Here is a 22,077-nt window from a genome sequence, read left to right as displayed (position 1 = left end):
CACGCCGTCACGACTTCACGGCGCCGGCGGTGAGGCCGCCCACCATGTAGCGCTTGAAGGCGTAATAGACCGCGGCCGGCGGCAGCGCATAGATGAAGCCGGTAGTCATCAGCAGCTCCCACGGCGAGTCGTCGGCGGCCAGGAAGTTGCCGAGCGCCACGGGCAGGGTGATGGCCTTGTCGTTCGACAGCAGCAGGAAGGCGTAGAGATACTCGTTCCACGCCAGCAGCACCGCATAGGTGCCGATCGCGACCAGCGACGGCATCATCAGCGGCACGTACACCAGGCGGAAGATCTGCAGCGGGCTCGCGCCGTCCATGACGGCGGCTTCGTCGAGTTCGACCGGCAGCTTGTCGGAGGCCTGTTTCAGCACCCAGATCGCGTAGGGAGAGGCGATCGTGACCATCGCCAGGATCAGCGACCAGTCGTTGTTGAGCAGGCCGTATTTGCCCATGGTGCGATACATCGGCACCGCGAGGAACGCGGCCGGGATGAAGTAGGTGAACAGCGCCAGATTCATCACGACGCGGCTGCCCGGCACGCGCAGCCGCGAGATCGCGTAGGCCGCGCAGGTCGCGATGATCAAGGTCAGCGCGCCGACGGCGACCGCGATGATCACGGAATTGCCGAACTGGATCCAGAAGTCGCGCAGGAAGTAGTGCTGCTGGTGGAACACGATCGAGAAATTGTGCAGGGTCGGATGATCCGGCCACAGCTTGCCCGAGAACGCATCCTCCTTCGGGGAGATCGCGAACAGGAACATGTGATAGATCGGGATCATCGTCCAGATGAAGACGGGAATGCCGATCAGCAGCAGCCGGGCCTCGGTGCCGACTTCGCGGAGGGTAGGGAGCTTCATCGCGACAACCGCTTCATCATGAAATAGACTAGGGGGAGCACCAGCGGCATCGCGCAGACGATCGAGGCCATCGCGAGATTGAGCTGATCGAGCCGGAGATAGCGGATGCCGAGCGTCGACAGCACGTGGGTGAGATCGGCCGGGCCGCCGCCGGTCAGGAGATAGACGCTGTTGAAGTCGCCGAGCGTCCAGATCATCGAGAGCAGCGTGCAGGTGATGTAGAGCGTCTGCATCGACGGCCAGGTGATGTAGCGGAACTTCTGCATCCAGGTGGCGCCGTCGACCTCGGCGGCCTCGAACAGGTCCTGCGAGATCGCGAGCCGGCCGGTCATCAGGATCAGGGTCCAGAACGGCAGCGACTTCCAGATGTGCATGCCGATCGCCATGCCGAGCGCGATCGTCGGGTCGTTGAGCCAGTTCGGGCCGTCGTCACCGGTCAGGCTGAAGATCAAATGGTTGACCATGCCCCATTCGGGATTGAGCATGAAGCGCACCGACAAAATGGTCGGGATCGACGGCACCGCCCAAGGCAGGATGAAGATCACCGAGAGCCATTTGATCCAGCCGCGCTGCTGGATGAAGAAGCCGGACAAAAACAGCGCGATCAGCATCTTCAGATTGATGCCGACCAAAAGGAAGATCAGCGTGTTGACGGCGGCGCGCGCGAAGATCGGATCGTTGTACAGCGCGACGTAGCTCGCCGGATCGCGCGCCAGCCACAGGCCGTAGCCGACGGGATAGACGACGAAGGCGAGGAATACGAGGATGTAAGGCGCGAGCATCACGATGCCCCAGATCTGGGGCGGCGTCAGCCGCGCCGGGCGCGGGGCCTCCGCGAGCGCGGAGTCGGAAGCTGAAAGCGTGATCGCCATGGTGGTCTCTTCTGGTCGTCTCTTCCCGCCGAGTACCAAACCGGCCGCATGGGCTGCGGCCGGCAGTCTTTGTTGTCAGGACGTGAGGCTAGTGCATCGCGATGCGAGAGACTAGCCCGCGACCTCCTTGATGCGGGCGATCAGCTCGTCCACGGCCTTCTCGACCGGAACCTTCTCGCTGACCACGCGGTTCATCGCCTTCGCCCAGACGTTCTCGTTGTTGAGAATCGTGAACTTGTAGTTCTTGGTGAAGTCGAACGGCGAGGTGCCGCCGGTGAACTGGGTGTAGACGGCCTTGCGGTGGCGGTCGGCCTGCCAGAACGGGCTCTTCTGGCCGGCGGTCGTCACCGGGAACCAGCGGCCCAGCGCGCCCTCGACGTAGGGGCCGAGGTTCTCCTCCTGCATCAGGAACTTGATGAACTCCTTGGCCTGCGCCTTGTTCTTGGCGTTGCTGAAGATGAGACCGGTCTTGACGTCGGAGCGATACTTGATCGGCGTGCCGTCCGGCTTATTGGGGAAGGACGCGGTGATGATGTCCTCCTCATAGGCCTTCTTGCCGGCGGCGCGCTGCTCGGGCGTCAGCGCCTGGTTGGTCGAATCCTCGAACCACTTCGCAGCGATCGAGATCGTGAAATTGTGGGTCATCACGATCGTCTTGTTATGGAAGGCGACGTTGTTGTCCGGGTCCTTCCAGGTCGTGGACGACGGCGGCGTGCAGCCCTTGATGTAGGTGTCGGTATAGTCCTTCAGCGCCTTGGTCAGGCCCTCGCGCACCTTGGGATCGTCGACCAGCAGCTTGCCGTCGTCATCGACCAGCTTGACGTTGTAGGCGTCCATGAAGGTGTAGAACGACTGGAACGAGTCGGTCGACTCGACGCCCATGGGCTGGCCCACGCCATAGAGGCGCTGTCCGGTCGCCTTGCGGATGCCGGGCTGCACCTTGTCGCACCAGAACGTCCAGTAGTCCTCCCACTTGGTCGGGATGTCGGCCTGCTTGAAGCCGGCCTTCTCGAGCAGGTCGCCCCAGATCTGGACGTGCATGCTCTGCTGCTTCAGCGGGAAGCCGTAATAGGCCTTCTTCTTGGTGACGTTGTTGAAGAGATAGGCGGTCTCGATCGTGTTCGGGGCGAAGGCCGACTTCATCGGCTCCAGGATGTCGGTGAGGTCCTCGAGCTTGCCCTCATAGGCCCACTTGCCCTGCGCCTGGACGTCATAGGTGTCGGCATAGGCGACGTCGGGGACGGTGCCGGAATCGAGCGCTGCGACCGTCTTCGGGATCATGTCCTGGATCGCGTATTGCGACAGCTCGACCTTGATGCCCGTTTTCGCCTCGAATTTCTTGACGACGTTGAGCAGCGCATCGTCCTCGGACTTGTAGAAGCCCTTGCTCCACCAGATGGTGATAGTGTCCTGAGCGATGGCCGGTGCTGCAGCGCAAAAAAGCCCGGCGGCTGCGACTGCGGCTGAAAGCGCACCCATTCCCCTGGATTTCACGTGTCTCTCCCTGATCCGCCGATCTTGCTTGATCGGTTGTGGGCGGACACTAGCCCACGGGCTCGGCGTGATCCAGAAGTAATATATCAGACATAGGTCGAGGCCGCGGGCGTTGCCTGACCACGCTGAACGGGGCCGGTGCGATCAGTTCTGTTTGGTGGAAGTGCCGCCCGTGGGAGCATCGGCCTGCGGCGCGTTGTCCTGCTGTGGCGGGCGCAGCCCGCCCCCGGTGAAGCGCTCCAGCACCGAGCGCACGGCGTCCCGGGTCTTGCGATCCTTCACGGCATCGAGCAGCGGCGCCGCCGCCGGCGCGCGGCGGATCAGGCTTTCCGGATCGGGGAAGATCAGCGGATCCTCCCAGGGACCCTGCACCACGAAGGGCAGTTCGAAGCCGTTGCCGCCATTGCCCGATGACAACAGGCTCGCGACGCCCTTGAAATCATATTCGCGGCTCGGCACCGAGGCCGTGCCTGTCATCGTGATGCGTGAGGTCTGGCTCTCGACGCGGATGTCCTCGGCCGTGGCGATACCGTCGGAGAATTTCACGGCGACCGTCAGCGAATCGTACGGTGTCGACCCCGAGCGGAAATTGCCGCCCCGCGACAGCGGGCTGCGCTCCAGGCGCTTCAACAACTGCTCGACGTTGAAGCCCGAGATCGCGCCGTCGCGCCCCTGCAATGTCGCGCTGCCGTCCAGCGATTGGGCCAGCCCGAACGGGCTGGAGCCGGACGCGGTCAGGGACATGTTGAGATTGCCGCGTCCAGACAGCGAGGAGATGCCGAACATCTCGTTGGCGCAGGTCTGCAGGTCGACGTCGTTGAACTGCAGCTCGGCCTTCACGTCGGCGATGGTGTCGGCGCGGGCAATGCCGAACGAGCCGCGCACGATGCCGCCATACATCTGCGCTTCGCCGACCGACAATGCGAGCACGCCGTTGCGCAGGTTGGCGCCGAAGGCGGTGCGTCCGAGCTTCGACGACCCGACCGTGACTTTTGCGGCTGATAGCCGCATGTCGAGATCGGTGGTCGAAAGCGCCTTGAGGTCGAACAACTGCCGGTTCCAGTCGCGCGCGCCATTGGCGAGCAGACGGACGGTCGAGATATAGGGGGTGAAGTCGAGCGCATCCGCGGCCAGCGTCGCCTGCAGCGCCTGCCGGCCGTTGTTGGAGTAGGTCATCACGCCTTCGGCGGTGTTGCCGTCGAGCTCGACATTGACATTGGTGAGCGCGATCGAGGCGCCGACGACATTGGCGCGCGCGCGCAGCGCAAAGCGGCCGAAGCCGCCGCCGCCGATCGGCGTCTGTCCGGTCCAGCGGAGCGCGTCGCGCAGCGAGGGGCTGTCGACCGTGAGCGTGCCTTCCATCAGCGCGCTGGTGCGGTTGGCGACCGTGCCGTCGAACGCGACCTTCAACGGCGGGCTGGCGAGGCGCATCTTCAGGCCGGACCGGTCGCCCGACAGCGCCGCGAGGAAATCACTGACGCTGATCGAGCCTTCGATGCGCTGGCCGTGCCAGTCGAACTGTCCGGTCGCAGCGAAGGAGCGCGAGATCGACGGCCAGGCCAGCGAGAGGTCGATGTCGTCGAGCCGCTCGGAGGCATGATGCGACTCGTCCTGATAGACGAGGATGCCGTCCTGGATGCGGATCTCCGAGAACGACATCTGGCTGTCGGGACCCGGGCGCATGGTGCGCGCGATGGTCTCGATGAACGGCGTCCAGTTGCTATTGCCGTCGGCCTCGCGGGTGACGTTGATCTGCGGCCGCAGCATCATCACGTCGGCGATCTCGAACCGCTGCAACAGCAGCGGCAGCAACTGCAGATTGGCCGTCAGCACGTCGACGCGCAGCGCGGGGTCGTCGGCGCCGCTGCCCTTCAGGCCGACGTCATGGAAGGAGACGTAGCTGCCGGGAAACAGCGAGACGTCGATGTGTCCCTTGACGACGAGCTCGAGCCCGGTCACGGCACGGATCTGGGTCTCGACCGCTTTTCGCAGTGCCTCACGATTGACCAGCCAGGAGCTCGCGAGCAGGCCCACCAAGGCGATGCCGAGCAGCACCGCAATCGGTGTGCCTAACCGCCTCATTCCTTGGGCCATGGTGACGGGCATGTCCTGGGATTATCTCTTGGATGGTCGGATCGCTGGTTACGAAAGACGGGCAGGGTGCGCCGAAAACCCCTGCCAACATCAACAACTTGATGCGCTTTCTTGACGCTTTCAAGGCCGCGCCGCTGGTGTGGCCGGATTGCGGCGGAGCCCGCATCGTCCACAGAGTCCGGCATCCGGTCGATCCCGGGGACGCGGATCGTTGCGACTGCTAAAGCAGGACGTGTCCCTTGGGAAGGCATCATTGACGCATTGCGAAGATTTCGCCTAATAATCCGGTTGATACCCGTGCGATTGCCGCCCTCCATTAGGTCATTCCCGTATGAACAAGGTCTACCCGGACGCCAAATCCGCCCTTGCGGGCCTCCTCAAGGACGGCATGACCATCATGTCCGGCGGGTTTGGTCTTTGCGGCATTGCGGAAACGCTGTCGGATGCCATTCGTGAGTCAGGGGTCAAGGACCTCACCGTCATCTCCAACAATGCCGGTGTCGACGGCATCGGGCTCAGCCGATTGCTCGAGACACGGCAGATCAAGAAGATGATCTCGTCCTATGTCGGCGAGAATAAGCTGTTCGCCCAGCAATATCTGGCCGGCGAGCTGGAGCTGGAGTTCTGCCCGCAGGGCACGCTGGCCGAGCGCATCCGCGCCGGCGGCGCCGGCATTCCCGCCTTCTTCACCAAGACCGGTGTGGGCACGCTGGTCGCCGAGGGCAAAGAAGTCCGCGAATTCGACGGCGAGAAATATCTGATGGAGCGCGGCCTGTTCGCCGACATCGCGATCGTGCATGCCTGGAAGGGCGATACCGCCGGCAACCTCGTGTACCGGAAGACCGCGCGCAACTTCAATCCGATGATGGCCACGGCGGCCAAGGTCACGATCGCGGAGGTCGAGCATCTCCTGCCGGCCGGCCAGATCGATCCCGATCACATTCACACGCCGGGCATCTTCGTGAAGCGCCTCATCGAGGTCGGCACCGCGCTCAAGCGCATCGAGCAGCGCACCGTCCGCAAACGTGAAGCCGCCGCTGCAGCGGGGGAGGAAGTCTGATGGCCTGGACACGCGAGCAGATGGCGGCGCGCGCCGCCAAGGAACTGCGGGACGGCTACTACGTCAATCTCGGCATCGGCATTCCGACGCTGGTGTCGAACTACATCCCGCCGGGCGTCGACGTCGCACTGCAGAGCGAGAACGGCATGCTCGGCATGGGTCCGTTCCCCTTTGAGGGCGAGGAGGATCCCGACCTCATCAACGCCGGCAAGCAGACGGTGACCGAACTGCCGATCACGAGCTACTTCTCGTCGGCCGATTCGTTCGCGATGGTCCGCGGCGGCCATATCGATCTCTCCATCCTCGGCGCCATGCAGGTGGCCCAGAACGGCGATCTCGCCAACTGGATGATCCCGGGCAAGATGGTGAAGGGCATGGGCGGCGCGATGGATCTCGTCGCCGGCGTCAAGCGCGTCGTCGTCGTCATGGAGCACAGCGCCAAGGACGGCCCGAAGCTGCTCAAGCAGTGCACGCTCCCGCTCACCGGCGAACGCGTGGTCGACATGGTGGTCACCGATCTCGCCGTGTTCACGATCGACAAGCACGGCAATGACGGCATGGCCCTGATCGAGCTCGCCGACGGCGTCACGCTCGACGAGGTCAAGGCCAAGACCGAAGCCGAATTCCGGGTCGCGCTGAAGAATACCTAGGGCTTGATCCCCTCCCCGCAAGCGGAGGGGAGAGCGTCGTGCCGAGGCGAAAGCGGAGCAACTCATAGCGACGCTGTGGCCCCAGTTGAGAGCGGACTAACTCACGGCGACGCTGTGTCCCCGCAGACGGTCCGCTCCCCTCCCCGCAAGGGGGAGGGGAGTCCGCCGTTGCCGAGGCGAGAGCGGAGCAACTCATAGCGACGCTGTGGCCCCAGTTGAGAGCGGACTAACTCACGGCGACACTGCGTCCCCGCAGACGATCCGCTCCCCCCCACTGCGGGCCCAAGAGGGCGCCGCTACCAGCGTCGGCACAGCATCTCCGCTACCTTCACGGCCAGCCGGCACGCGGCATCGCGCGCCGGGCTTGCCGCGTGTGGCCCGGCGTCCACCAGCCGCTGGATCACGAGGCACGGCACGCTGCGGCTGAGACAGATCAGCCCCATCACATAGGCCACGCCGTCCATCCCCAATGCGCCGGGGAATGCCGCCGAGACGTCGGCCTCGGAGCCGTCGGTGTCGCGCGTGACGGTCATTCCTTCGAAGAATACGCCGATGTCGTCCAGCATGGCGTCCGCCGCCTCGTGCGCCAGACGGCAGAGCTCGGGATCGGCGGGAATGATCATGCCGCCGTCGCTGAGGTAGGGTGGGTCGGCAATGCTGAGGGCATCGCGCAGCTTGAGCTGTATCCGGAACGGCGCGACCGACGTGGCGATAACGAGGTCGCCGGGGCCTGCGCCAACGAAGCGGGGTCCGCGAGCGACATGCGGAAGCTTCGAGCCCAGCGCCTCGGCCCACCCCGGCATGATCAGCCATTTGGCGCCATGCTCCTCGATGGCCATGGCCGCCGCGCCGGCCACTTCGGTCATCGACCGTCCGAGGCATATGACGGCATGAAAGCAGCCGTGCCGGATGATCGCGCGGGTCGCGTTGCGCTGTTCGATGAGCGCGCCCGGACCCATGGCCTGAATGAGGGCTTCGATGTCCTCCGGCGTTTCCACGACGAAGCCGATCGTGTTGGCCTTGGCGTGCAGAAAGTTGAGCGCGTCGAGCATTGCATTGATGCTGGCCTTCTCACGGCCGTCGAGTTGTTGCCAAAGCGCTTCCAGCACGTCCAAGGACGCTTCGATGCCCGCACCGATCACGCCCTGGCCGAGCGGGCGCCCGGGAGTTTCGCAGCCGTAGAGTTCTTCCAGCGCCTGCAGCATCGTTCGGCGATCCTTCACCGCACAGGCGCCTTGCAGCACCCGGGCGAGGACCTGCGTGCGCTTGCCGAGGTCGAGCGGAACGGCCAGCCAGGCGAAATCGGCGAGTTCCGCGGCCTGCTCCGTGGCGGCCCGCTGGAATTCGCTGACGACCTGACCATAGTGCCAGCTGAGCTGCCAGGGCATGACCTGGCGGCCGCGATACCGGCCGCGCTCGATGCGCTCGAGCGATTGCCCCTGCAATTCGTTGCGCAGGTCGGGATCGACGCCGCCCGCGCGCGAATCCAGCAGGCGATAGGCGCGCGCCGCGATGGCCGGTCCGAACCATTCCTGATCGGGGGCGCCGACCGAAAGTCCGCTTGGCATGCGGATCTGAACGGTCCTGCGGAACTGATCGAGCTCGCGCTTGGCAACCCTCGCAGCGGTGGCCGAGATCGGCTGCACCTCGCACAGGCCATCGACCACGCTGGCCCAATCCCAGAAATCGTCGCCATAGAATGGAATACGATACTGGCGGCTCGCGACGATCCGTGCGCAGACCTCTTCGACGGCCGGTGCAACACGGCTGAGAATGTCGTGACGCGCAAGGGCTGCGTCGGTGAGGCATTGATGGACGATCCTCACCGCAGCCGCATTGGCGACGTGCCAATCCTTGGCGGCGAATTTCAGCGGAATCCGAAGATACTCGAGCGCATCGATGAGGCAGCGCCCGGCCAGGGCCCGTGGCGAATGATCGTCGAACCAGCTGGTGTTACCGATGCCATACCCATGCAGGTCGGACGTGAAGAAGACCGGCGGATGTCGAGGAACCACACTCGCCTCCTGGCCCGCTCATCGCGTCTCTCATTTCAATTGTGTAACGTTTGTAGCTCCATGATCGCAACCGAAAGTTGAGATTGCGTGACTGGAATTTGTGCCAGTGTCCGCGCACCGTCGCGCCCGGGCGTGTCCGCCCGGGCCGCGGCGGGATGAGGCCTCAGGTTCCCATCAAACTCCCGTTGCGCCGCGCAGCCGGCTGAGCCGCTGCGCCATGCTGCGACTCCAGCTTGGCTGCTCGCGCACCAGGCGGAAGCCGAGATTGGCGGGCGGCGTGCCGGAGGCGCAGCCGCCGGCTCGCGCATCGCGGATGAAGTCGGTCACATAGGCCCGGTGCGCGCCTTCGGCCAGACGAACCCCGCAATTGCTGACGGTCTTCGTCACCCGCCCGGCATCATCGTGTAGCTTCCGCGTGAAGCAGGTCGATGTCCATTCCCACACATTGCCGGCCATGTCGGCGAGGCCGTGTTCGTTGATCCCGAACGCGCCGAAGCTGCGAGTTCTGGCATCTTCAGGCAGCGCGGCTTCGCGTTCGTAGCGGGCGATCCAGCGTCGTGACGGATCGGCGTCGTCGACCGTGACGCTGTCGTCCTTGAAGCGGCTGCCGGCGGCGTGGGCCCATTCCACATCCGTCGGCAGCCGATAGAGATCGCCGGTCTTGTGCGAGAGCCACGCGGCGTAGGTGACGGCGTCATGCCAGCTGACCTGCACCGCCGGCCGGTCGATGGCGATCGACACGTCACGATCAAGCGCCCGGCAGCGACGCTCCTCGACACAGGCCTGATAGTCGGCGGCGCTGACCTGGTTGGTCATGATCGTCAAGGGATGAGCGAAGCGGATCGCCGTGAGCGGCGCCTCGGCCGGACGGCCGTTGCGCAGGTGGTCTCCGGAATCGCGATAGCGGATGGTCGCGGGCGCGATCTCGGTCATTGCCGGACCGTCGAAGCCGGGCGTTGCGGTGTCGTTCAGGCCGGTGACCAGGGGAGCCATCGCGGTCGGACCGGCGAGGCCGACGATGCAGGCGAGAGCGAGCTTGAGCTTGAAAGCGAGCAGCATGGCAGCACATCGGAGAGTGAGGGGGCCGGAGCGGCCGGCCCCCTCGGTTGATCAGTTGGTCGAGCCGGTCGGAATGTCCGCCGGAGCCTTCACCTGCATCATCAGGTCGTCGTTCCACTTGCCTTCGACCTTGAAATGGGCGGTGGCGCCGAGATTGGCCGCCTCGATCAGATTGTGGGTGACGTAGGCGTAGATGCCCGGCTGCAGGAATTTGTAGAGCGCAGCGCCGGCAGAGCCGCCGCGGATGAACCAGGTCTCGAGCCCGGTCTCTGGCGCGTTGGAGAACTTGCCGGTCTCCCAGACATAGTCGCCATGGCCGCCGATCAGATGCGGGCGACTGTCGCGGTTGGCCTGCGAATGCACGATCAGCACGTTCTCGCCGACATTGGCGGTGAGCGCATTCTTGCCGGTGAGCGCGCCGGCCTTGCCGTTGAACACCACGTGGGTCGGCGTGAGCTTGCGCATCACCTCCTCGGTGTCGGAATAGGCTTCGCCGGGCGAGTCGTAGGACTTGAAATTGCCCTTCTCGTCGCGCGGGACATACAGGTCCTGCTCGCCGATGTAGTAGACGCGGTCGTAGCGCAGGGCGTGGCCGCGGCCGTCGTTCAGGCCGTCGCGCGGCAGCACCATCACGGCGCCGTTCATGCCGGATACGACATGCCACGGGATCATCGGGCCGCCCGGGGCGCAGTGATAGACGAAGACGCCGGTGCGCGTCGCCTTCCAGCGCAGCACGACCTGCTCGCCGGGGTTGACCAGCGTCAGCGCGCCGCCGCCAAGGGCGCCCGTTGCCGAGTGGAAATCGATGTTGTGTGGCATGGTGTTGGTCGCCGGATTCACCAGCGTCACCTCGACGTAGTCGCCTTCGTGGACCACCATCAGCGGACCCGGCATCGAGCCGTTGAAGGTCATGGCCTGGAAGGTGGTGCCCTTCTCGTCGATCACCATCTTCTTCTCCTGGATCACGAGCTTGAACTCCATGATCTTCGGCCCCTGCTTGGTGGCCTGCTCGTGCACATGCACGAACGGCGGGGCCACCAGATCGACCTTCTGGCGCGGCAGCTTGAGGTCGTCGGCAACAGCGGGAGCCGCAAGCATCATCGCGGCGATGGCTGCACTGAGCAGGGCGGTGCGGCGGGTCAACATGGATCGCTCCTTCGTTTGGACCTGTTGTTTAGCCGCGATGAGCATGCGCCCGTGGGAACCGAGCTTGTTTGTGCTGCAACAAGCAACTTAGCAATTGCGGGAGCGTGAGGGCGAGCTTGTGCTCGGCGCGCAGCAACGCGCCCGCAATTGATTTGCAAGCGCGTACGGAGGGCGCGTCCAACGATCGAGTCAGCAAGTGCGGGACTACACGCTGGTCATCACGTGTGAGGTCCGAGACGGGTACGACGCTGTCTCCACGTCGTCATGCCCGGGCTTGTCCCGCCTGCGCGGCCGAAGCCGCTTCGGTGCGGCGAAGGCCCGGGCATCCACGTCCTTCCGAGTGCGCCGATCGACGTGGATGGCCGGGACAAGCCCGGCCATGACGCGGAGGGAGTTGGGCTCAAACGGAGTTTGCCGGATGTGGTCGAGCTCGGCCGTGCCTCAGCTCAGCCAGCGCACCGCCAGCAGCACGACGAAGGCGATCGCGGCGGCGATGCAGAACACGGTGGTCAGGAACATCGCGATGTTGCCGGCCAGACCGGTCGGCCCGGAGTCCTCGTGAAACGAATCGAAGCCGTCGGACTGGGGGATATGGCCGCGGACACCGGCAATGAACGCAAACGAGCGGATGAGCAGGTGCAGAGCTTCCATTGCGGATTCCTCGAATCGTCGATGACTCAAGGATGGTGCGAAATAGGCCGGCGACTTTGACCAAGCGCAAAGTCGGGGGCGAAAGCCGGAGTTCTACTGGCAAAATTGACGGGGGCATGTGCCGGCCGCGCGCTTTGAGGAAGCTCAAGGCCGTCGCCCTGGCCTCGTGTCAAATGCGTCCAAACCCCAGGTGGACAGGCGGGACATGAGACCAGACCTTGCAGCATGCTACGGGCAGGAGCGCCTGCCGCGCTACACCAGCTATCCCACGGCGCCGCATTTCTCGGCCGCGGTCGGCGCCTCGACCTATGCGGAGTGGCTGCGCGCAATCCCCGCGAGCGCAACGGCATCGCTGTACCTGCATGTGCCGTTTTGCCGCTCGATGTGCTGGTACTGCGGCTGCAACACCATGGTCGCCAAGCGCGACGAGCCGATCGCGGTGTATGAGTCCGCGTTGCGCTGCGAGATCGACATGGTGGCGCGCCAGATCGGCCGGCGGCTTCCGGTCGGCCATATTCATTTCGGCGGCGGCACACCCACCATCATGGCGCCGGAGTCCTTCGTCGACCTCGTCGGCTCGCTGCGCCATTCCTTCTTCGTGCAGCCTTCGGCCGAGATCGCCATCGAGATCGATCCGCGCACGCTGACGCAGGCGATGATCCGCGCATTGGGGCTGAGCGGCGTCAACCGGGCGAGCCTGGGGGTGCAGAGCTTCGATCCGCGCGTGCAGCAGGCCATCAACCGGGTACAGAGCTTCGAGCAGACCGCCGCCGCCACCAACGGTCTGCGCCAGGCGGGCGTTGCCGGCGTGAATTTCGACCTGATCTACGGGCTGCCCTATCAGACCGTGGCGTCGTGCCTCGACACGGTCCGCCGCGCCATCGAGCTGCGGCCGGACAGGCTGTCGGTGTTCGGCTATGCGCATGTGCCATCGTTCAAGACGCACCAGCGCAAGATTGCTGATAACTCGCTGCCGGACAGTCTGGAGCGCTACGATCAGTCCTGCGCAATCGCCGATGCGCTGAAGGACGCCGGCTACGTCCAGATCGGGCTCGACCATTTCGCCCTGCCGGATGACACGATGACGGTCGCCTTCCGCGAAGGCCGGCTGCACCGCAATTTCCAGGGCTACACCACCGACGCCAACGATCTCCTGCTCGGCTTCGGCGCCTCGGCGATCGGCCAGCTGCCGCAGGGCTACGTACAGAACGCGCCCCAGGTGCGCGCGTATGAGGAGAAGATCGCCTCCGGCGGCCTCGCCACCGTCAAGGGCTATGGCCTGACCGATGACGACCGGCTGCGCGCCGACATCATCGAGCGGATCATGTGCGACTACGGCGTCGACCTTGATGTCATCTGCACCCGCCACGGCACCGAGACGGATGACATGCTGCGCTCGGCGCCGCGGCTGCAATCGCTGATCTCCGACGGCGTGGTGGAGCTCAACGGCAGCGCGCTCGCCGTGACCGAGCATTCGCGGTTCCTGGTCCGCAGCGTCGCCGCCGCCTTCGATGCCCATCTCGACGCCTCGAAGCAGCTGCACAGCCGGGCGGTGTAAGGCGGACCGGTCGCATACGAATACAATGTGTAGCAGGCAGCGCGCCGTTCCAACGTCCTTCGAGACGCCCGCCTGCGGCGGGCTCCTCAGGACGAGGGCGGATTTCGCGGAGAGCTATTGACCCTCATGGTGAGGAGCGTCGCTCTTGCGACGCGTCTCGAACCATGAGGCCTCAGACGGCGCGTAACAAGAAGCGATTGCCTTGGGGTCCAAACAGAATCACGTTGCGGCACGGTGCTTGTGCCGCGACAAAGACGATCACAGGTCCGCCGGCTACCATTCGCTTTCGAATGGAGGCCCGCATGTCCATCTCATTTGACGACCTGGTCGACGACGTCATGCGGCGCAGGCCGGAGACGATCCGCGTCTTCCTTGCGTTCCAGATGCGCTGCGTCGGCTGTCCGATCGCCTGCTTCCACAATGTCGCCGATGCCTGCCGTGAGCACGGCGTCGATCCCGACGCGTTCCTGTCAGCGCTGTGCGCCTGCACCTGATCAGCCGCGTGACGACGGGCTCTCCGCGCTCTGCTCCGCCAGCAGCACGATCTTGTGCGGCTCGCGCAGGATGATCTTCTGGCGCCCGCTTTCGACCAGGCCCTGCTGCTCCCAGCCGGAGAGAATGCGGCTCACCGTGTGCAGCGTCGTTCCGGTCATCTGCGCGATGTCCTGGCGGCTTATCGGGAAGTCGATCTGCACGCCGTGATCGAGCTTGCGGCCAGCCTGGCTGGCGAGTCGCAGCAAAGCATGTGCGATGCGCTGCTCGACCTGCTGCGTCGACATCTCGATGACGCGGGCGTGGGTTTCCTGCAGCCGCTGTCCCACCGTCTGCAGCGTATTGGCCGCCAATGACGGGAACCGCGCCACCAGCCGCGGCCAGGCGGCGGACGGCCACGCCAGCACGATGCTGTCGTCGACAGCGGTCGCCGTTGCCGGATAATGCTGCAGCCCGATCGCCGGCGCGACGCCGAAAGTGTCGCCCGGCACGACGTAGCGCACCACGATCTGATCGCCGGTCGGCGTCGTCTTGCTGGCGCGGACATGGCCGTGCAGCAGCAGGAAGAACGAGGTCGCGTCGGCGCCCTGCTCGAACACCGCGCCGTTGCGCGCCACGCGGATGGAGCGGGCCTCGCGCAGCACGTCGGTGAGATCCTCGGCCGACAGGCCCGCGAACAGCGGCAGATGCGCGACCAGCGAGCGGTCGATGGAAGCCATGAGGGTCTCCGGCGGGCCACGGCGAATGTGCGCCGCTGCTTAGCACGGTTTTGCGATCGGCCGGAAGTTTGTGCTGGCGCAACCCACCGCGAATGGCTGGCAACTACATCTGAGACGCAGCGCCGCGCGCGCGGTTCCGTCACCAGATCGAAGCGAGCAAGCCCATGGCCATTCCCCGCAACTATCAAGGCTGGATCGTTCTCGCCAACGGGTTCCGCCCGTTCTTCCTGCTCGGCGCGATCCAGGCCGCGCTGGCGATCCTGATCTGGCTTCCGGTCTATTATGGCGAGCTGAAGCTGAACTCGACCTTCGCCCCGCGTGACTGGCACGTGCACGAGATGCTCTACGGCTACCTGCCGGCGATCGTCACCGGCTTCCTGTTCACGGCGATCCCGAACTGGACCGGACGCCTGCCGATCCGCGGACTGCCGCTGCTCACGCTCGTCCTCGTGTGGATGGCCGGGCGGCTGGCGGTGACGCTCGCTGCGCCGGCGCCCTGGTGGGCGGTGCTCGCGATCGATGCGAGCTTCCTGCTGCTCGTCGTGCTCGCCGCCGCGCGGGAGATCGTGGCCGGGCGCAATTGGCGCAATCTACCCGTCGTCGCGATCGTCGGCATCCTCTGCGTCGGCAACATCGCATTCCACATCGAGGCGCATGTCAGCGGCGCGGCCGATGTTGCGATCCGCATCGGCGTCGCCGTGATCGTGCTGCTGCTGGCGCTGATCGGCGGCCGCATCACGCCGAGCTTCACCCGCAACTGGCTGGTCAAGCACAACCCCGGCCGGCTGCCGGTGCCGTTCGGCAAGTTCGACATGGTCGTCGTGCTGCTCAGTGCGCTCAGCCTGCTCGGCTGGATTATCGTGCCGGAGGGCCGCGCGACCGCGCTGACGCTGGCTCTGGCTGGCCTGCTGCATACAGCGCGGCTCGCGCGCTGGGCCGGCGACCGCACCTTGCGCGAGCGGCTGCTGGTGATCCTGCATGTCGGCTACGCCTTCGTGCCGCTGGGCTTTTTCGCCAGCGCGGCGGCGAGCGCCGGATGGGTGCTGCCGAGCGCCGGCCTGCATGCCTGGATGGTCGGCGCGGCCGGCGTGATGACCTTGGCGGTGATGACGCGCGCCACGCTCGGTCACACCGGCCATGCGCTGACGGCCACGCCGGCGACGCAGGCGATCTATCTCGGCATCATTCTCGCGGCCATCGCGCGGGTCTGCGCGGTGCTGCAGCCGGCTCACGCCGAGCTGCTGCTGCATGCCGCGGCGTTCGCGTGGATCACGGCCTTCGCGGGCTTTGCCCTCGCCTTCGGTCCGCTGCTGCTCGGCCTCAAGCGCCGCGCCCTCGCGGTACGCGCGGAGAGATCGGCTCAGCCGGCGCTCTGATTGCGCGCCATCGCGCGCGGGAACACCACCTCGATCATGGTGCCGGATTTCGGCGCCGCCTTGATGTGGAACTGCGCGCGATTGGCCTCGACCAGCGCCTTGGTCAGCGACAGGCTGAGACCCGCGCCGTCGGAACTGTGCTCGGCGGCGCCGGCGGCGCGGAATGGCTCGAGCGCCGCGGCGACCTCCTGGTCGTTGAGGCCCTGTCCGGTGTCGCGGACGCGCAGCACGACCTCGCCGAAATCCGACAGTGCCGTCGACACGATGACCTGGCCGCCGGGATTGGCGAGCGAGATCGAGGCGGACATCAGGTTCATGGCGATCTGGCGCAGCGCGCGCGCATCGGCGATCACCGGCGGCAGCATCTGCGACAGCGAGGTACGGATGATGATGCGGGCGCGATTGGCCTGCGGCTGCATCACGCCGACGCAGCTCTCGACCAGCTCGTTGAGGTTCTGGCTGGAGAAGGCGAGCTCGAGCTTGCCGGTCTCAATCCGCGACAGCTCCATCAGATCGTCGATCAGCGACACCACGCGCTCGCCGGAGGCGCGGATGTCCTTCATGTATTCGGCATAGCGGGTGTTGCCGATGGTGCCGAAGCGCTCGCCGATCATGACCTCGGCGAAGCCGATGATCGCATTCAGGGGCGCGCGCACCTCGTGGCTGATCCGCGCCAGCATGTCGGCCTTGGCGTTGGCGGCGCGGTCGGCGACGCGGCGCGCCTGCGACAGCTCGCTCTCGCCCCGGCGCGCCTGCGACAGGTCGCGGAATACGGCAAAGAAGTTCGGCCCATCCGCGCGTGTCCGGCCGATCGTCATCGACAGCGGAATCGCGCCGCCCTGGGCGAGCTTGGCCGTCACTTCGCGGCTCTGGTCGAGCAGCCCCGACTGGGCTGCTGCCTGTTGCACGCTGTCGAGATCGTCCAGCACGAGGCGGGCGCTCTCCGGCGCGAACAGCTCGATCAGGTTGCGCCGGACCAGCGCCGCGCCGTCATAGCCGAACAGCGCTTCGGCGCTGCGGTTGCAGGCGTGAATGTTGCCGCCGGCATCGAACATCAGGACGCCCTCGGACGTGACGTCGAGAATCACCGCCAGATCCTCGGCATCCGCATGGCCCGCAGCCGGCGGCGCAACGACCAGCGGAGCCGGTGCAAGCGGAGCAGGCGCCGGCGCCGCCGCGGTTTCCACAGCGGGAGGAAGGGCCGCTGCCGGGCCTGGCGGCGGCGCGAAGATCAGCGCATGTGCGGTGTCGCCATCCCAGGTGATCGTGAACAGCCGCGCCTCGGCCTTGATCTCCTCGCTGGAGGAGCCGTCGGCCGCGGAGATCGTCACCGGCGTGCCGGCTTCCGACTTGTTGGATGATGACGACACGCCGGGCTCGACATACAGCGCATCCAGCCCGCCGGCCTGTTCCAGCGCAGCGAGATCGGCATAGCCCATCTGCTTGAAGAATGCCGGGTTGCCGTAGAGCAGCCGGTCGAGCCGGTAGATCAGCATGCCCGTCGGCAGCAAATCGAGCAGGATGCGGTCGCGCTGGCTGTCGCCTTGCGCCGGCGGCGCTTCCGGAGAGAGCCACTCGGTCTGCAATTCGGTGCCGTGCGCGTAGGCCGCCTCGGCCGCGCCCGGCGCCTCCGGGGAGGATGGCGGCACGAACGGATCGCTCACGCGCGCGCCCGCATCGGACGGTGCGATGGCGGCTTCCGCCGGCGCGGTGCGCGCGTCGCCTTCGAGCCGGGCCGACAGCTGTCGCGCGAGTTCATGAAACGCATTGTTCTCCACCGGCGTCAGCGCCGGATGCTTTGCCTCGCCGACGGCGCGGAACGGCACCACATTGCCCGTCGTTTCCAGGCCGATCCCATCGATGTGGGGCCTGTCGGCCGCAATGGAAGCGTCGCGCGTGGCGTGGGTGAGATTGTCCGGACGGGGCGGCGCATCTGCGGCCGGCGGATGGTCGGATTCGACAACATCCGCGGCGTCGGGATCATCCGATCCGTTGCGGCGCAGCGCCTCCAACCGGTCCAGCGCGTCGAGATCGCGGCAGACGCCGAAGCCCCGATAGCCGGCAAAGATCTTGTCGGCGGTCATGAAGACGGGCAGGCCGGACATCTCGATCGCGAGCCGCTCGCCGCCATCGGCAGGCCAGGTCACGACGATGCCGCTCCAGGTCTCCCGCGTCTCGAGGGCGGCGCTCAGCCGTCCCTCCGGATCGAGGCCCAGCGCCGCGGCAAGATCATGCCACGGACGGTCGAGCTGGGCGGCGCTATCAGGCCCGATCAGGCGGATGAAGGGATCGGAGCCGATCGAAAAGCGTCCCTCCGCATCGATCTGCCACGACAGGCGCAACGGATGGCGCCGCCCGCCGTTCGATGCCATGTCCGTGCCGGCCTGCTCATGGGCGGGCTCCGCATCAGCCTGCACCACTGGCGAAAGCTGCATGGTCGCGGTCTCGGCGATCTCCTGCGCGTGTGAGGCTGATGCTTCCTCAGCTCCGGAGACCGGCGCATGGATGTCGGACGTCGTCTGCGATTCCGGCGCGAGCGGCTCGAACAGATCGGCGGCCGCGGGATCGTCGATCAGCAGGAATTCCGCCGGCGCTTCGTTGGACAGCGCAGGCGCTTCGTAGTCGGTGTCGCGTTCGGTCATTGCATCCATCGAAGCAGGAGGCGGAGGTTCGGCCGCGTCCTCGGGGGCAATCGGCTCGGGGGCACTCGTGTCAAAGGCGCTCGTGTCAGAGGCGCTCGGGTCAGCGGCACGCATTTCGGAAGCGGGGGGCGCCGGCGTCTCGTCCGCTTGTGCCGCACTCAATGTTTCGATCTCATCGGCGACGGCCGGCAGCGGCGCCGCCACCAGGCCGATCTGGTTGCCGCTGCCGATGCGGCAGAGCACGGCGCAGTTCGCTCCGAACGTCACCTCGGCGACGCCGTCGGCCAGCGCCGCGAGGCGCGGCGCCGCGTAGCTGGGCTCGCTCAGATCGTGGATGCCGAACTGCTGACGCCCGGCCGGGCTGATGCCGGCGAACTGGCCGTCCTGGGTGAAGGCGATCAGCGCGTGACCGCTGGTTTCCACCAGCCGCCTCAGACGTTCGGGAAACGGGACGTTGCGCCCGGCATTGTCCGTGCTGGTGATCAGCACGGCGCGCGTGCCATCCGCTAAATCGAGCCTGGCGCAGCCGCAGGTCGCGAGCGTCCCGAGCGGCGCGCCGAAGCCGCGCAGGCGCTCGAGCCGGAGCGTGCCGTTCTCCGGCAGCCGACGCGCCAGTTGGGCGATCTGGCGGCGATGCGAATCGGCCGGGCCGAATGTCTTCGCGACCAGGGCCGGCGCGTTGGCCGCGCCGAGCGCCCGCGCGCCGATGGCATTGGCCCAGAGCACGCGGCTGCCGTCGGCGGCCCACAGCCACGCCGGCAGCGCGCCGGCGGCATGAACGGCCAGCCGTGGATCGCTGAGGGCCTGCAATTCGAGATCGGCGTGGGTCATGGGCGGCGAGGACGAAGGGCTCTTTGACTTTGATCTGCGGCCGGAACTGGCAGCGTTAAGAATTCGTTACTATCGCGCGTTTTGAGGGCCGAGGTCCACGGCCCGGCCAGCGGGCCGTCCTGCTAAAGCTTGGATAACCTTAATGTGTTCCTCCGCCGCGCCCGGGCGCGGCTCGAGGCGGACATGAGATTCCGGGCGTTGCAATTGCGGCGCGGGCGGTCACGATGAAAGTGGACCGGACGGGACGTGCGGATGGGCTCCGGCCCTGCCGGCGCCCCGCAAGCCAATTTGGGCATCGGGAGGAGAGACACATGACGGACGACGGACGCCGATTCGAGATTCCGAAGGACATGCGGGCCATGGCCGAGGCCGGCTTCGACCAGGCCAGGCAGACCTTCGAGAAGTTCCTGGCCGGGGCGGAAGCGACCGCCGGCTCGCTGGAGGAGCGCGGCGCCACGGTGCGCGCGGGCGCCAAGGACATAGGCGCCAAGGTGCTGTCCTACGCGGAGAAGAACGTGCAGACCTCGCTCGATTACGCCCAGTCGCTGGTCCACGCGAAGGATCTGCCCGAGGTGCTGAAGCTGCACAGCGACTACATCCAGGGGCAGATGCGATCGCTGGCCGAACAGGCGAGCGAGATGGGTCAGGCGATTCAGAAGGCAGCGATCGACGCCACCAAGCCCAAAGCCTAAAAGACGCAGGCGTGAGTGACGCGCCAGCCTGACCATCCCGTGGTGCACGCTTGAATTGAGCGGCCCGTCCGCTCAATGGCCGCGCCGCGACAAAGAGTTCCAGTTCTCGGAATTTACCGTTGCGTTGCACAAATTCGACACGATATAGCTCTACGCGAGGTTGTTACCTCCCAGGGGCGGTTCCTCTGCGTGATCCCAAGCCGTGATCCAAGCGACGTCTCGTAGCCGGGACGATTCAGCCTTAATGTTCCGAAGGATGCATGCCATGACCAATGCCACCGATCCTTTTTCCGCGTCCATCATTCCGTTCGAGGTTCCCGAGCAGGTGCGGGCGCTCGCCGAAAAGGGCGTGTCGCAGGCCCGCGAGAACTACGCCAAGTTCAAGGACGCGGCCGAGACCCACAATTCGGCCATCGAGGCCTTCTTCGCCAACGCCAGCAAGGGTGCCGGCGCCTATTCGTCCAAGGTGATGGAGTTCACCAAGGCCAACACCACGGCGTCGCTCGATTTCGCCCAGGAGCTCTTCAGCGTGAAGTCGCCGTCGGAGGCGATGGAGCTGTGGGCCGGCTTCGCCCGCAAGCAGTTCGAGGCCTTCACCGCCCAGGCCAAGGAGCTCGGCGAGCTCGGCCAGAAGGTCGCCACCGAAACGGTCGAGCCGATCAAGGAAAGCGCCACCAAGCTGTTCAAGCCGGCGGCCTGAATCACCGCTTGAGCCCCGCTCGGCGCCCCGAGGCGCCAGCGGACGGCCGCGAATCCCGAGCCCGGCGCGTCCTGCGTCCGGGCTCGATCCTTTTCAGCCCGCATTCTGGGCAGTCGCCAAAACCGCTCACAATCGCGGCAAAAATCGCCGGGGAGGCGGGTGACTTTATCCGTTCTCGGACTTGCCAAATCCCCCCGTTGCACCTAGTTTCCGGCCCGTTCGGGCGCCCCCTCTCGCGGGGCCATCCCCGTTGCGGATGCAGTTGTAGCTCAGTTGGTTAGAGCGCCTGTCTGTGGAACAGGAGGTCGGTGGTTCGAGCCCACCCAACTGTACCAAAATGGTGGAAATCCCTGTCTCTCCGATAACTTGCTGATAGACCAGCCGTATTTGAGCGCCCTAGATACAAGACGGCGTACAAATGGTGTTGCCGATGGTTGGGCTGGTTCCAGCAAAAAAATGGCGACTTGGTTGCACGCGAGGGCATCCCCTCCGACGTCCGAGCGGATTGCGCGCGCCTCTATGCCGTACGATGGGAGGCACAGTTGCGCCTCGCTGCCGGAGCGCCGAAGGCGCTTGCAAAGGTTTAGCACAGCGAATGGCTGGTCGAGGTTGAGACCCGCATCGCAACGCTCCGCGCTCAGAGGAACGGCCAGGGGCAACCGCTCACAAAGCTCAACGCCACCCTCGAACTTGTCCATGAGCTCTTTAGCCACGGCTTCAAACGTATTTGCCCGAGCCATCCTGGCGTCGCGGCGCTCGGCCTTGCGCTCAACTGAGGGATCGATGTCTTCCGTCAGGAGCCGTTTGGCGTTGTCCCGCTTGATACGGGCGTCCAACAGCGAGACGATTGGATATTGCCCGAGCGCGAGCAGTTTTTGCTTGCCGTCATAGCGATAAGCGAAGCGCCACAGCTTCGAGCCCGTCCTAGTGACAATCATGAAGAGCCCCCCTTCGTCGGAGCGCTTGTAGTCCTTCTCTGCCGGCTTGAGGTGCCGGAAATAGGCGTCGGTCTTGGCCGGCATTGGTTCGATCCCACCCAAAAAGCGCGATACATCGCTGCCGCAAACTACCACCTAGAGCATACTGTTTCTATACGGAAACATATCCTGAGTTTCTGAGATAGTTGGCGCACTCCTTTTCCGGGAAGAGATCGAGGAGATCTCCAGC

Annotated in this window: 19 protein-coding genes, 1 tRNA gene and 1 pseudogene; 10 read left to right on the top strand and 11 right to left on the bottom strand. The window is 65.7% G+C overall.

Annotation, left to right across the window (positions count from 1 at the left end):
- Nucleotides 1-7: 7 nt before the first annotated feature.
- The 4 genes from ACQR1Y_RS31385 to ACQR1Y_RS31370 all read right to left on the bottom strand — a co-directional run bounded on the left by ACQR1Y_RS31385 (nucleotide 8) and on the right by ACQR1Y_RS31370 (nucleotide 5,319).
- Nucleotides 8-859 (bottom strand): carbohydrate ABC transporter permease, encoded by an 852-nt coding sequence (locus ACQR1Y_RS31385; RefSeq protein ID WP_009030131.1) that lies wholly within the window; start codon nucleotides 857-859, stop codon nucleotides 8-10.
- Entirely contained in the window at nucleotides 856-1,731 is an 876-nt protein-coding gene (locus ACQR1Y_RS31380) for a carbohydrate ABC transporter permease (RefSeq protein WP_434880011.1), read from the bottom strand. Before ACQR1Y_RS31380 ends, ACQR1Y_RS31385 begins: the two co-directional genes overlap by 4 nt.
- A gap of 111 nt (nucleotides 1,732-1,842) precedes the next feature.
- On the bottom strand, nucleotides 1,843-3,225 hold the full coding sequence (locus ACQR1Y_RS31375; RefSeq protein WP_434880010.1) for an ABC transporter substrate-binding protein: 1,383 nt from the start codon (nucleotides 3,223-3,225) through the stop codon (nucleotides 1,843-1,845).
- Nucleotides 3,226-3,369: 144 nt separating this feature from the next.
- Complete coding sequence (locus tag ACQR1Y_RS31370; RefSeq protein WP_434861165.1) at nucleotides 3,370-5,319, bottom strand: AsmA family protein; 1,950 nt, start codon at nucleotides 5,317-5,319, stop codon at nucleotides 3,370-3,372.
- A 32-nt stretch (nucleotides 5,320-5,351) separates the two neighbouring features.
- Between ACQR1Y_RS31370 and ACQR1Y_RS31365 the strand changes: the two genes are divergently transcribed.
- The 3 genes from ACQR1Y_RS31365 to ACQR1Y_RS31355 all read left to right on the top strand — a co-directional run bounded on the left by ACQR1Y_RS31365 (nucleotide 5,352) and on the right by ACQR1Y_RS31355 (nucleotide 7,029).
- The gene (locus ACQR1Y_RS31365) at nucleotides 5,352-5,543 is read left to right on the top strand and encodes a hypothetical protein (RefSeq protein ID WP_434880009.1); all 192 of its coding nucleotides are present in this window, start codon (nucleotides 5,352-5,354) and stop codon (nucleotides 5,541-5,543) included.
- Between the two features lie 107 nt (nucleotides 5,544-5,650).
- Nucleotides 5,651-6,379 (top strand): CoA transferase subunit A, encoded by a 729-nt coding sequence (locus ACQR1Y_RS31360; RefSeq protein WP_434861164.1) that lies wholly within the window; start codon nucleotides 5,651-5,653, stop codon nucleotides 6,377-6,379.
- The gene (locus ACQR1Y_RS31355) at nucleotides 6,379-7,029 is read left to right on the top strand and encodes a CoA transferase subunit B (RefSeq protein WP_434861163.1); all 651 of its coding nucleotides are present in this window, start codon (nucleotides 6,379-6,381) and stop codon (nucleotides 7,027-7,029) included. Before ACQR1Y_RS31360 ends, ACQR1Y_RS31355 begins: the two co-directional genes overlap by 1 nt.
- 296 nt (nucleotides 7,030-7,325) lie before the next feature.
- Here the strand turns inward: ACQR1Y_RS31355 and ACQR1Y_RS31350 are convergent, their stop codons facing one another.
- On the bottom strand, nucleotides 7,326-8,696 hold the full coding sequence (locus tag ACQR1Y_RS31350; RefSeq protein WP_434880008.1) for a hypothetical protein: 1,371 nt from the start codon (nucleotides 8,694-8,696) through the stop codon (nucleotides 7,326-7,328).
- A gap of 111 nt (nucleotides 8,697-8,807) precedes the next feature.
- Here ACQR1Y_RS31350 and ACQR1Y_RS31345 point away from each other — a divergent pair, with 111 nt between their 5' ends.
- Nucleotides 8,808-9,125, top strand: a complete 318-nt coding sequence (locus tag ACQR1Y_RS31345) for a hypothetical protein (protein ID WP_434861161.1) — start codon at nucleotides 8,808-8,810, stop codon at nucleotides 9,123-9,125.
- Nucleotides 9,126-9,218: 93 nt separating this feature from the next.
- Here the strand turns inward: ACQR1Y_RS31345 and ACQR1Y_RS31340 are convergent, their stop codons facing one another.
- The 3 genes from ACQR1Y_RS31340 to ACQR1Y_RS31330 all read right to left on the bottom strand — a co-directional run bounded on the left by ACQR1Y_RS31340 (nucleotide 9,219) and on the right by ACQR1Y_RS31330 (nucleotide 11,900).
- Nucleotides 9,219-10,103: an SUMF1/EgtB/PvdO family nonheme iron enzyme gene (locus ACQR1Y_RS31340; protein ID WP_434880007.1), complete on the bottom strand. Its 885-nt coding sequence runs from the start codon at nucleotides 10,101-10,103 to the stop codon at nucleotides 9,219-9,221.
- Nucleotides 10,104-10,154: 51 nt separating this feature from the next.
- The gene (nirK, locus tag ACQR1Y_RS31335) at nucleotides 10,155-11,249 is read right to left on the bottom strand and encodes a copper-containing nitrite reductase (RefSeq protein WP_434861159.1); all 1,095 of its coding nucleotides are present in this window, start codon (nucleotides 11,247-11,249) and stop codon (nucleotides 10,155-10,157) included.
- A gap of 441 nt (nucleotides 11,250-11,690) precedes the next feature.
- The gene (locus ACQR1Y_RS31330; protein ID WP_434861158.1) at nucleotides 11,691-11,900 is read right to left on the bottom strand and encodes a hypothetical protein; all 210 of its coding nucleotides are present in this window, start codon (nucleotides 11,898-11,900) and stop codon (nucleotides 11,691-11,693) included.
- A 205-nt stretch (nucleotides 11,901-12,105) separates the two neighbouring features.
- Here ACQR1Y_RS31330 and hemN point away from each other — a divergent pair, with 205 nt between their 5' ends.
- Together hemN and ACQR1Y_RS31320 are read left to right on the top strand one after the other, a co-directional pair.
- Nucleotides 12,106-13,458, top strand: a complete 1,353-nt coding sequence (gene hemN, locus ACQR1Y_RS31325; protein ID WP_434880006.1) for an oxygen-independent coproporphyrinogen III oxidase — start codon at nucleotides 12,106-12,108, stop codon at nucleotides 13,456-13,458.
- Between the two features lie 302 nt (nucleotides 13,459-13,760).
- Entirely contained in the window at nucleotides 13,761-13,952 is a 192-nt protein-coding gene (locus tag ACQR1Y_RS31320) for a DUF1858 domain-containing protein (protein ID WP_434880005.1), read from the top strand.
- Here ACQR1Y_RS31320 and ACQR1Y_RS31315 read toward each other — a convergent pair whose 3' ends face one another.
- The gene (locus ACQR1Y_RS31315; protein ID WP_434880004.1) at nucleotides 13,953-14,669 is read right to left on the bottom strand and encodes a Crp/Fnr family transcriptional regulator; all 717 of its coding nucleotides are present in this window, start codon (nucleotides 14,667-14,669) and stop codon (nucleotides 13,953-13,955) included.
- 164 nt (nucleotides 14,670-14,833) lie between these two features.
- On the opposite strand from ACQR1Y_RS31315, the gene ACQR1Y_RS31310 reads away from it, so the two are divergent.
- A complete protein-coding gene (locus tag ACQR1Y_RS31310) occupies nucleotides 14,834-16,045 on the top strand; it encodes an NnrS family protein (RefSeq protein ID WP_434880003.1) in 1,212 nt (403 codons plus the stop codon).
- On the opposite strand, the gene ACQR1Y_RS31305 is transcribed toward ACQR1Y_RS31310, so the two are convergent.
- Nucleotides 16,030-19,518 carry a PAS domain-containing protein gene (locus ACQR1Y_RS31305; RefSeq protein WP_434880002.1) on the bottom strand — a complete coding sequence of 1,163 codons (3,489 nt, stop codon included), beginning with the start codon at nucleotides 19,516-19,518 and terminating at the stop codon, nucleotides 16,030-16,032. The genes ACQR1Y_RS31310 and ACQR1Y_RS31305 overlap by 16 nt on opposite strands.
- Before the next feature lie 311 nt (nucleotides 19,519-19,829).
- Between ACQR1Y_RS31305 and ACQR1Y_RS31300 the strand changes: the two genes are divergently transcribed.
- The 3 genes from ACQR1Y_RS31300 (at nucleotide 19,830) to ACQR1Y_RS31290 (ending at nucleotide 21,245) form a co-directional block, all read left to right on the top strand.
- Entirely contained in the window at nucleotides 19,830-20,210 is a 381-nt protein-coding gene (locus ACQR1Y_RS31300; protein ID WP_434880001.1) for a phasin, read from the top strand.
- 265 nt (nucleotides 20,211-20,475) lie between these two features.
- Nucleotides 20,476-20,910 carry a phasin gene (locus ACQR1Y_RS31295; protein ID WP_434880000.1) on the top strand — a complete coding sequence of 145 codons (435 nt, stop codon included), beginning with the start codon at nucleotides 20,476-20,478 and terminating at the stop codon, nucleotides 20,908-20,910.
- 258 nt (nucleotides 20,911-21,168) lie between these two features.
- Nucleotides 21,169-21,245: transfer RNA gene (locus ACQR1Y_RS31290), tRNA-His, on the top strand.
- 432 nt (nucleotides 21,246-21,677) lie between these two features.
- Here ACQR1Y_RS31290 and ACQR1Y_RS31285 read toward each other — a convergent pair.
- Nucleotides 21,678-21,932, bottom strand: a pseudogene (locus tag ACQR1Y_RS31285) (Arm DNA-binding domain-containing protein); the annotation flags it as partial.
- Between the last annotated feature and the right edge of the window lie 145 nt (nucleotides 21,933-22,077).

The sequence above is a fragment of the Bradyrhizobium sp. HKCCYLRH3099 genome, assembly GCF_051167855.1.
GTDB lineage: Bacteria > Pseudomonadota > Alphaproteobacteria > Rhizobiales > Xanthobacteraceae > Bradyrhizobium.
Note: the sequence above shows the minus strand (reverse complement) of the source record. Positions and strands in the feature narration are given on the sequence as shown.

Coding starts and splice junctions, on each gene's coding strand:
- ACQR1Y_RS31385 (WP_009030131.1), bottom strand. CDS start 859: ATGAAGCTCCCTACCCTCCGCGAAGTCGGCACCGAGGCCCGGCTGCTG.
- ACQR1Y_RS31380 (WP_434880011.1), bottom strand. CDS start 1,731: ATGGCGATCACGCTTTCAGCTTCCGACTCCGCGCTCGCGGAGGCCCCG.
- ACQR1Y_RS31370 (WP_434861165.1), bottom strand. CDS start 5,319: ATGGCCCAAGGAATGAGGCGGTTAGGCACACCGATTGCGGTGCTGCTC.
- ACQR1Y_RS31365 (WP_434880009.1), top strand. CDS start 5,352: ATGGTCGGATCGCTGGTTACGAAAGACGGGCAGGGTGCGCCGAAAACC.
- ACQR1Y_RS31360 (WP_434861164.1), top strand. CDS start 5,651: ATGAACAAGGTCTACCCGGACGCCAAATCCGCCCTTGCGGGCCTCCTC.
- ACQR1Y_RS31355 (WP_434861163.1), top strand. CDS start 6,379: ATGGCCTGGACACGCGAGCAGATGGCGGCGCGCGCCGCCAAGGAACTG.
- ACQR1Y_RS31340 (WP_434880007.1), bottom strand. CDS start 10,103: ATGCTGCTCGCTTTCAAGCTCAAGCTCGCTCTCGCCTGCATCGTCGGC.
- nirK (WP_434861159.1), bottom strand. CDS start 11,249: ATGTTGACCCGCCGCACCGCCCTGCTCAGTGCAGCCATCGCCGCGATG.
- ACQR1Y_RS31330 (WP_434861158.1), bottom strand. CDS start 11,900: ATGGAAGCTCTGCACCTGCTCATCCGCTCGTTTGCGTTCATTGCCGGT.
- hemN (WP_434880006.1), top strand. CDS start 12,106: ATGAGACCAGACCTTGCAGCATGCTACGGGCAGGAGCGCCTGCCGCGC.
- ACQR1Y_RS31320 (WP_434880005.1), top strand. CDS start 13,761: ATGTCCATCTCATTTGACGACCTGGTCGACGACGTCATGCGGCGCAGG.
- ACQR1Y_RS31315 (WP_434880004.1), bottom strand. CDS start 14,669: ATGGCTTCCATCGACCGCTCGCTGGTCGCGCATCTGCCGCTGTTCGCG.
- ACQR1Y_RS31310 (WP_434880003.1), top strand. CDS start 14,834: ATGGCCATTCCCCGCAACTATCAAGGCTGGATCGTTCTCGCCAACGGG.
- ACQR1Y_RS31305 (WP_434880002.1), bottom strand. CDS start 19,518: ATGACCCACGCCGATCTCGAATTGCAGGCCCTCAGCGATCCACGGCTG.
- ACQR1Y_RS31300 (WP_434880001.1), top strand. CDS start 19,830: ATGACGGACGACGGACGCCGATTCGAGATTCCGAAGGACATGCGGGCC.
- ACQR1Y_RS31295 (WP_434880000.1), top strand. CDS start 20,476: ATGACCAATGCCACCGATCCTTTTTCCGCGTCCATCATTCCGTTCGAG.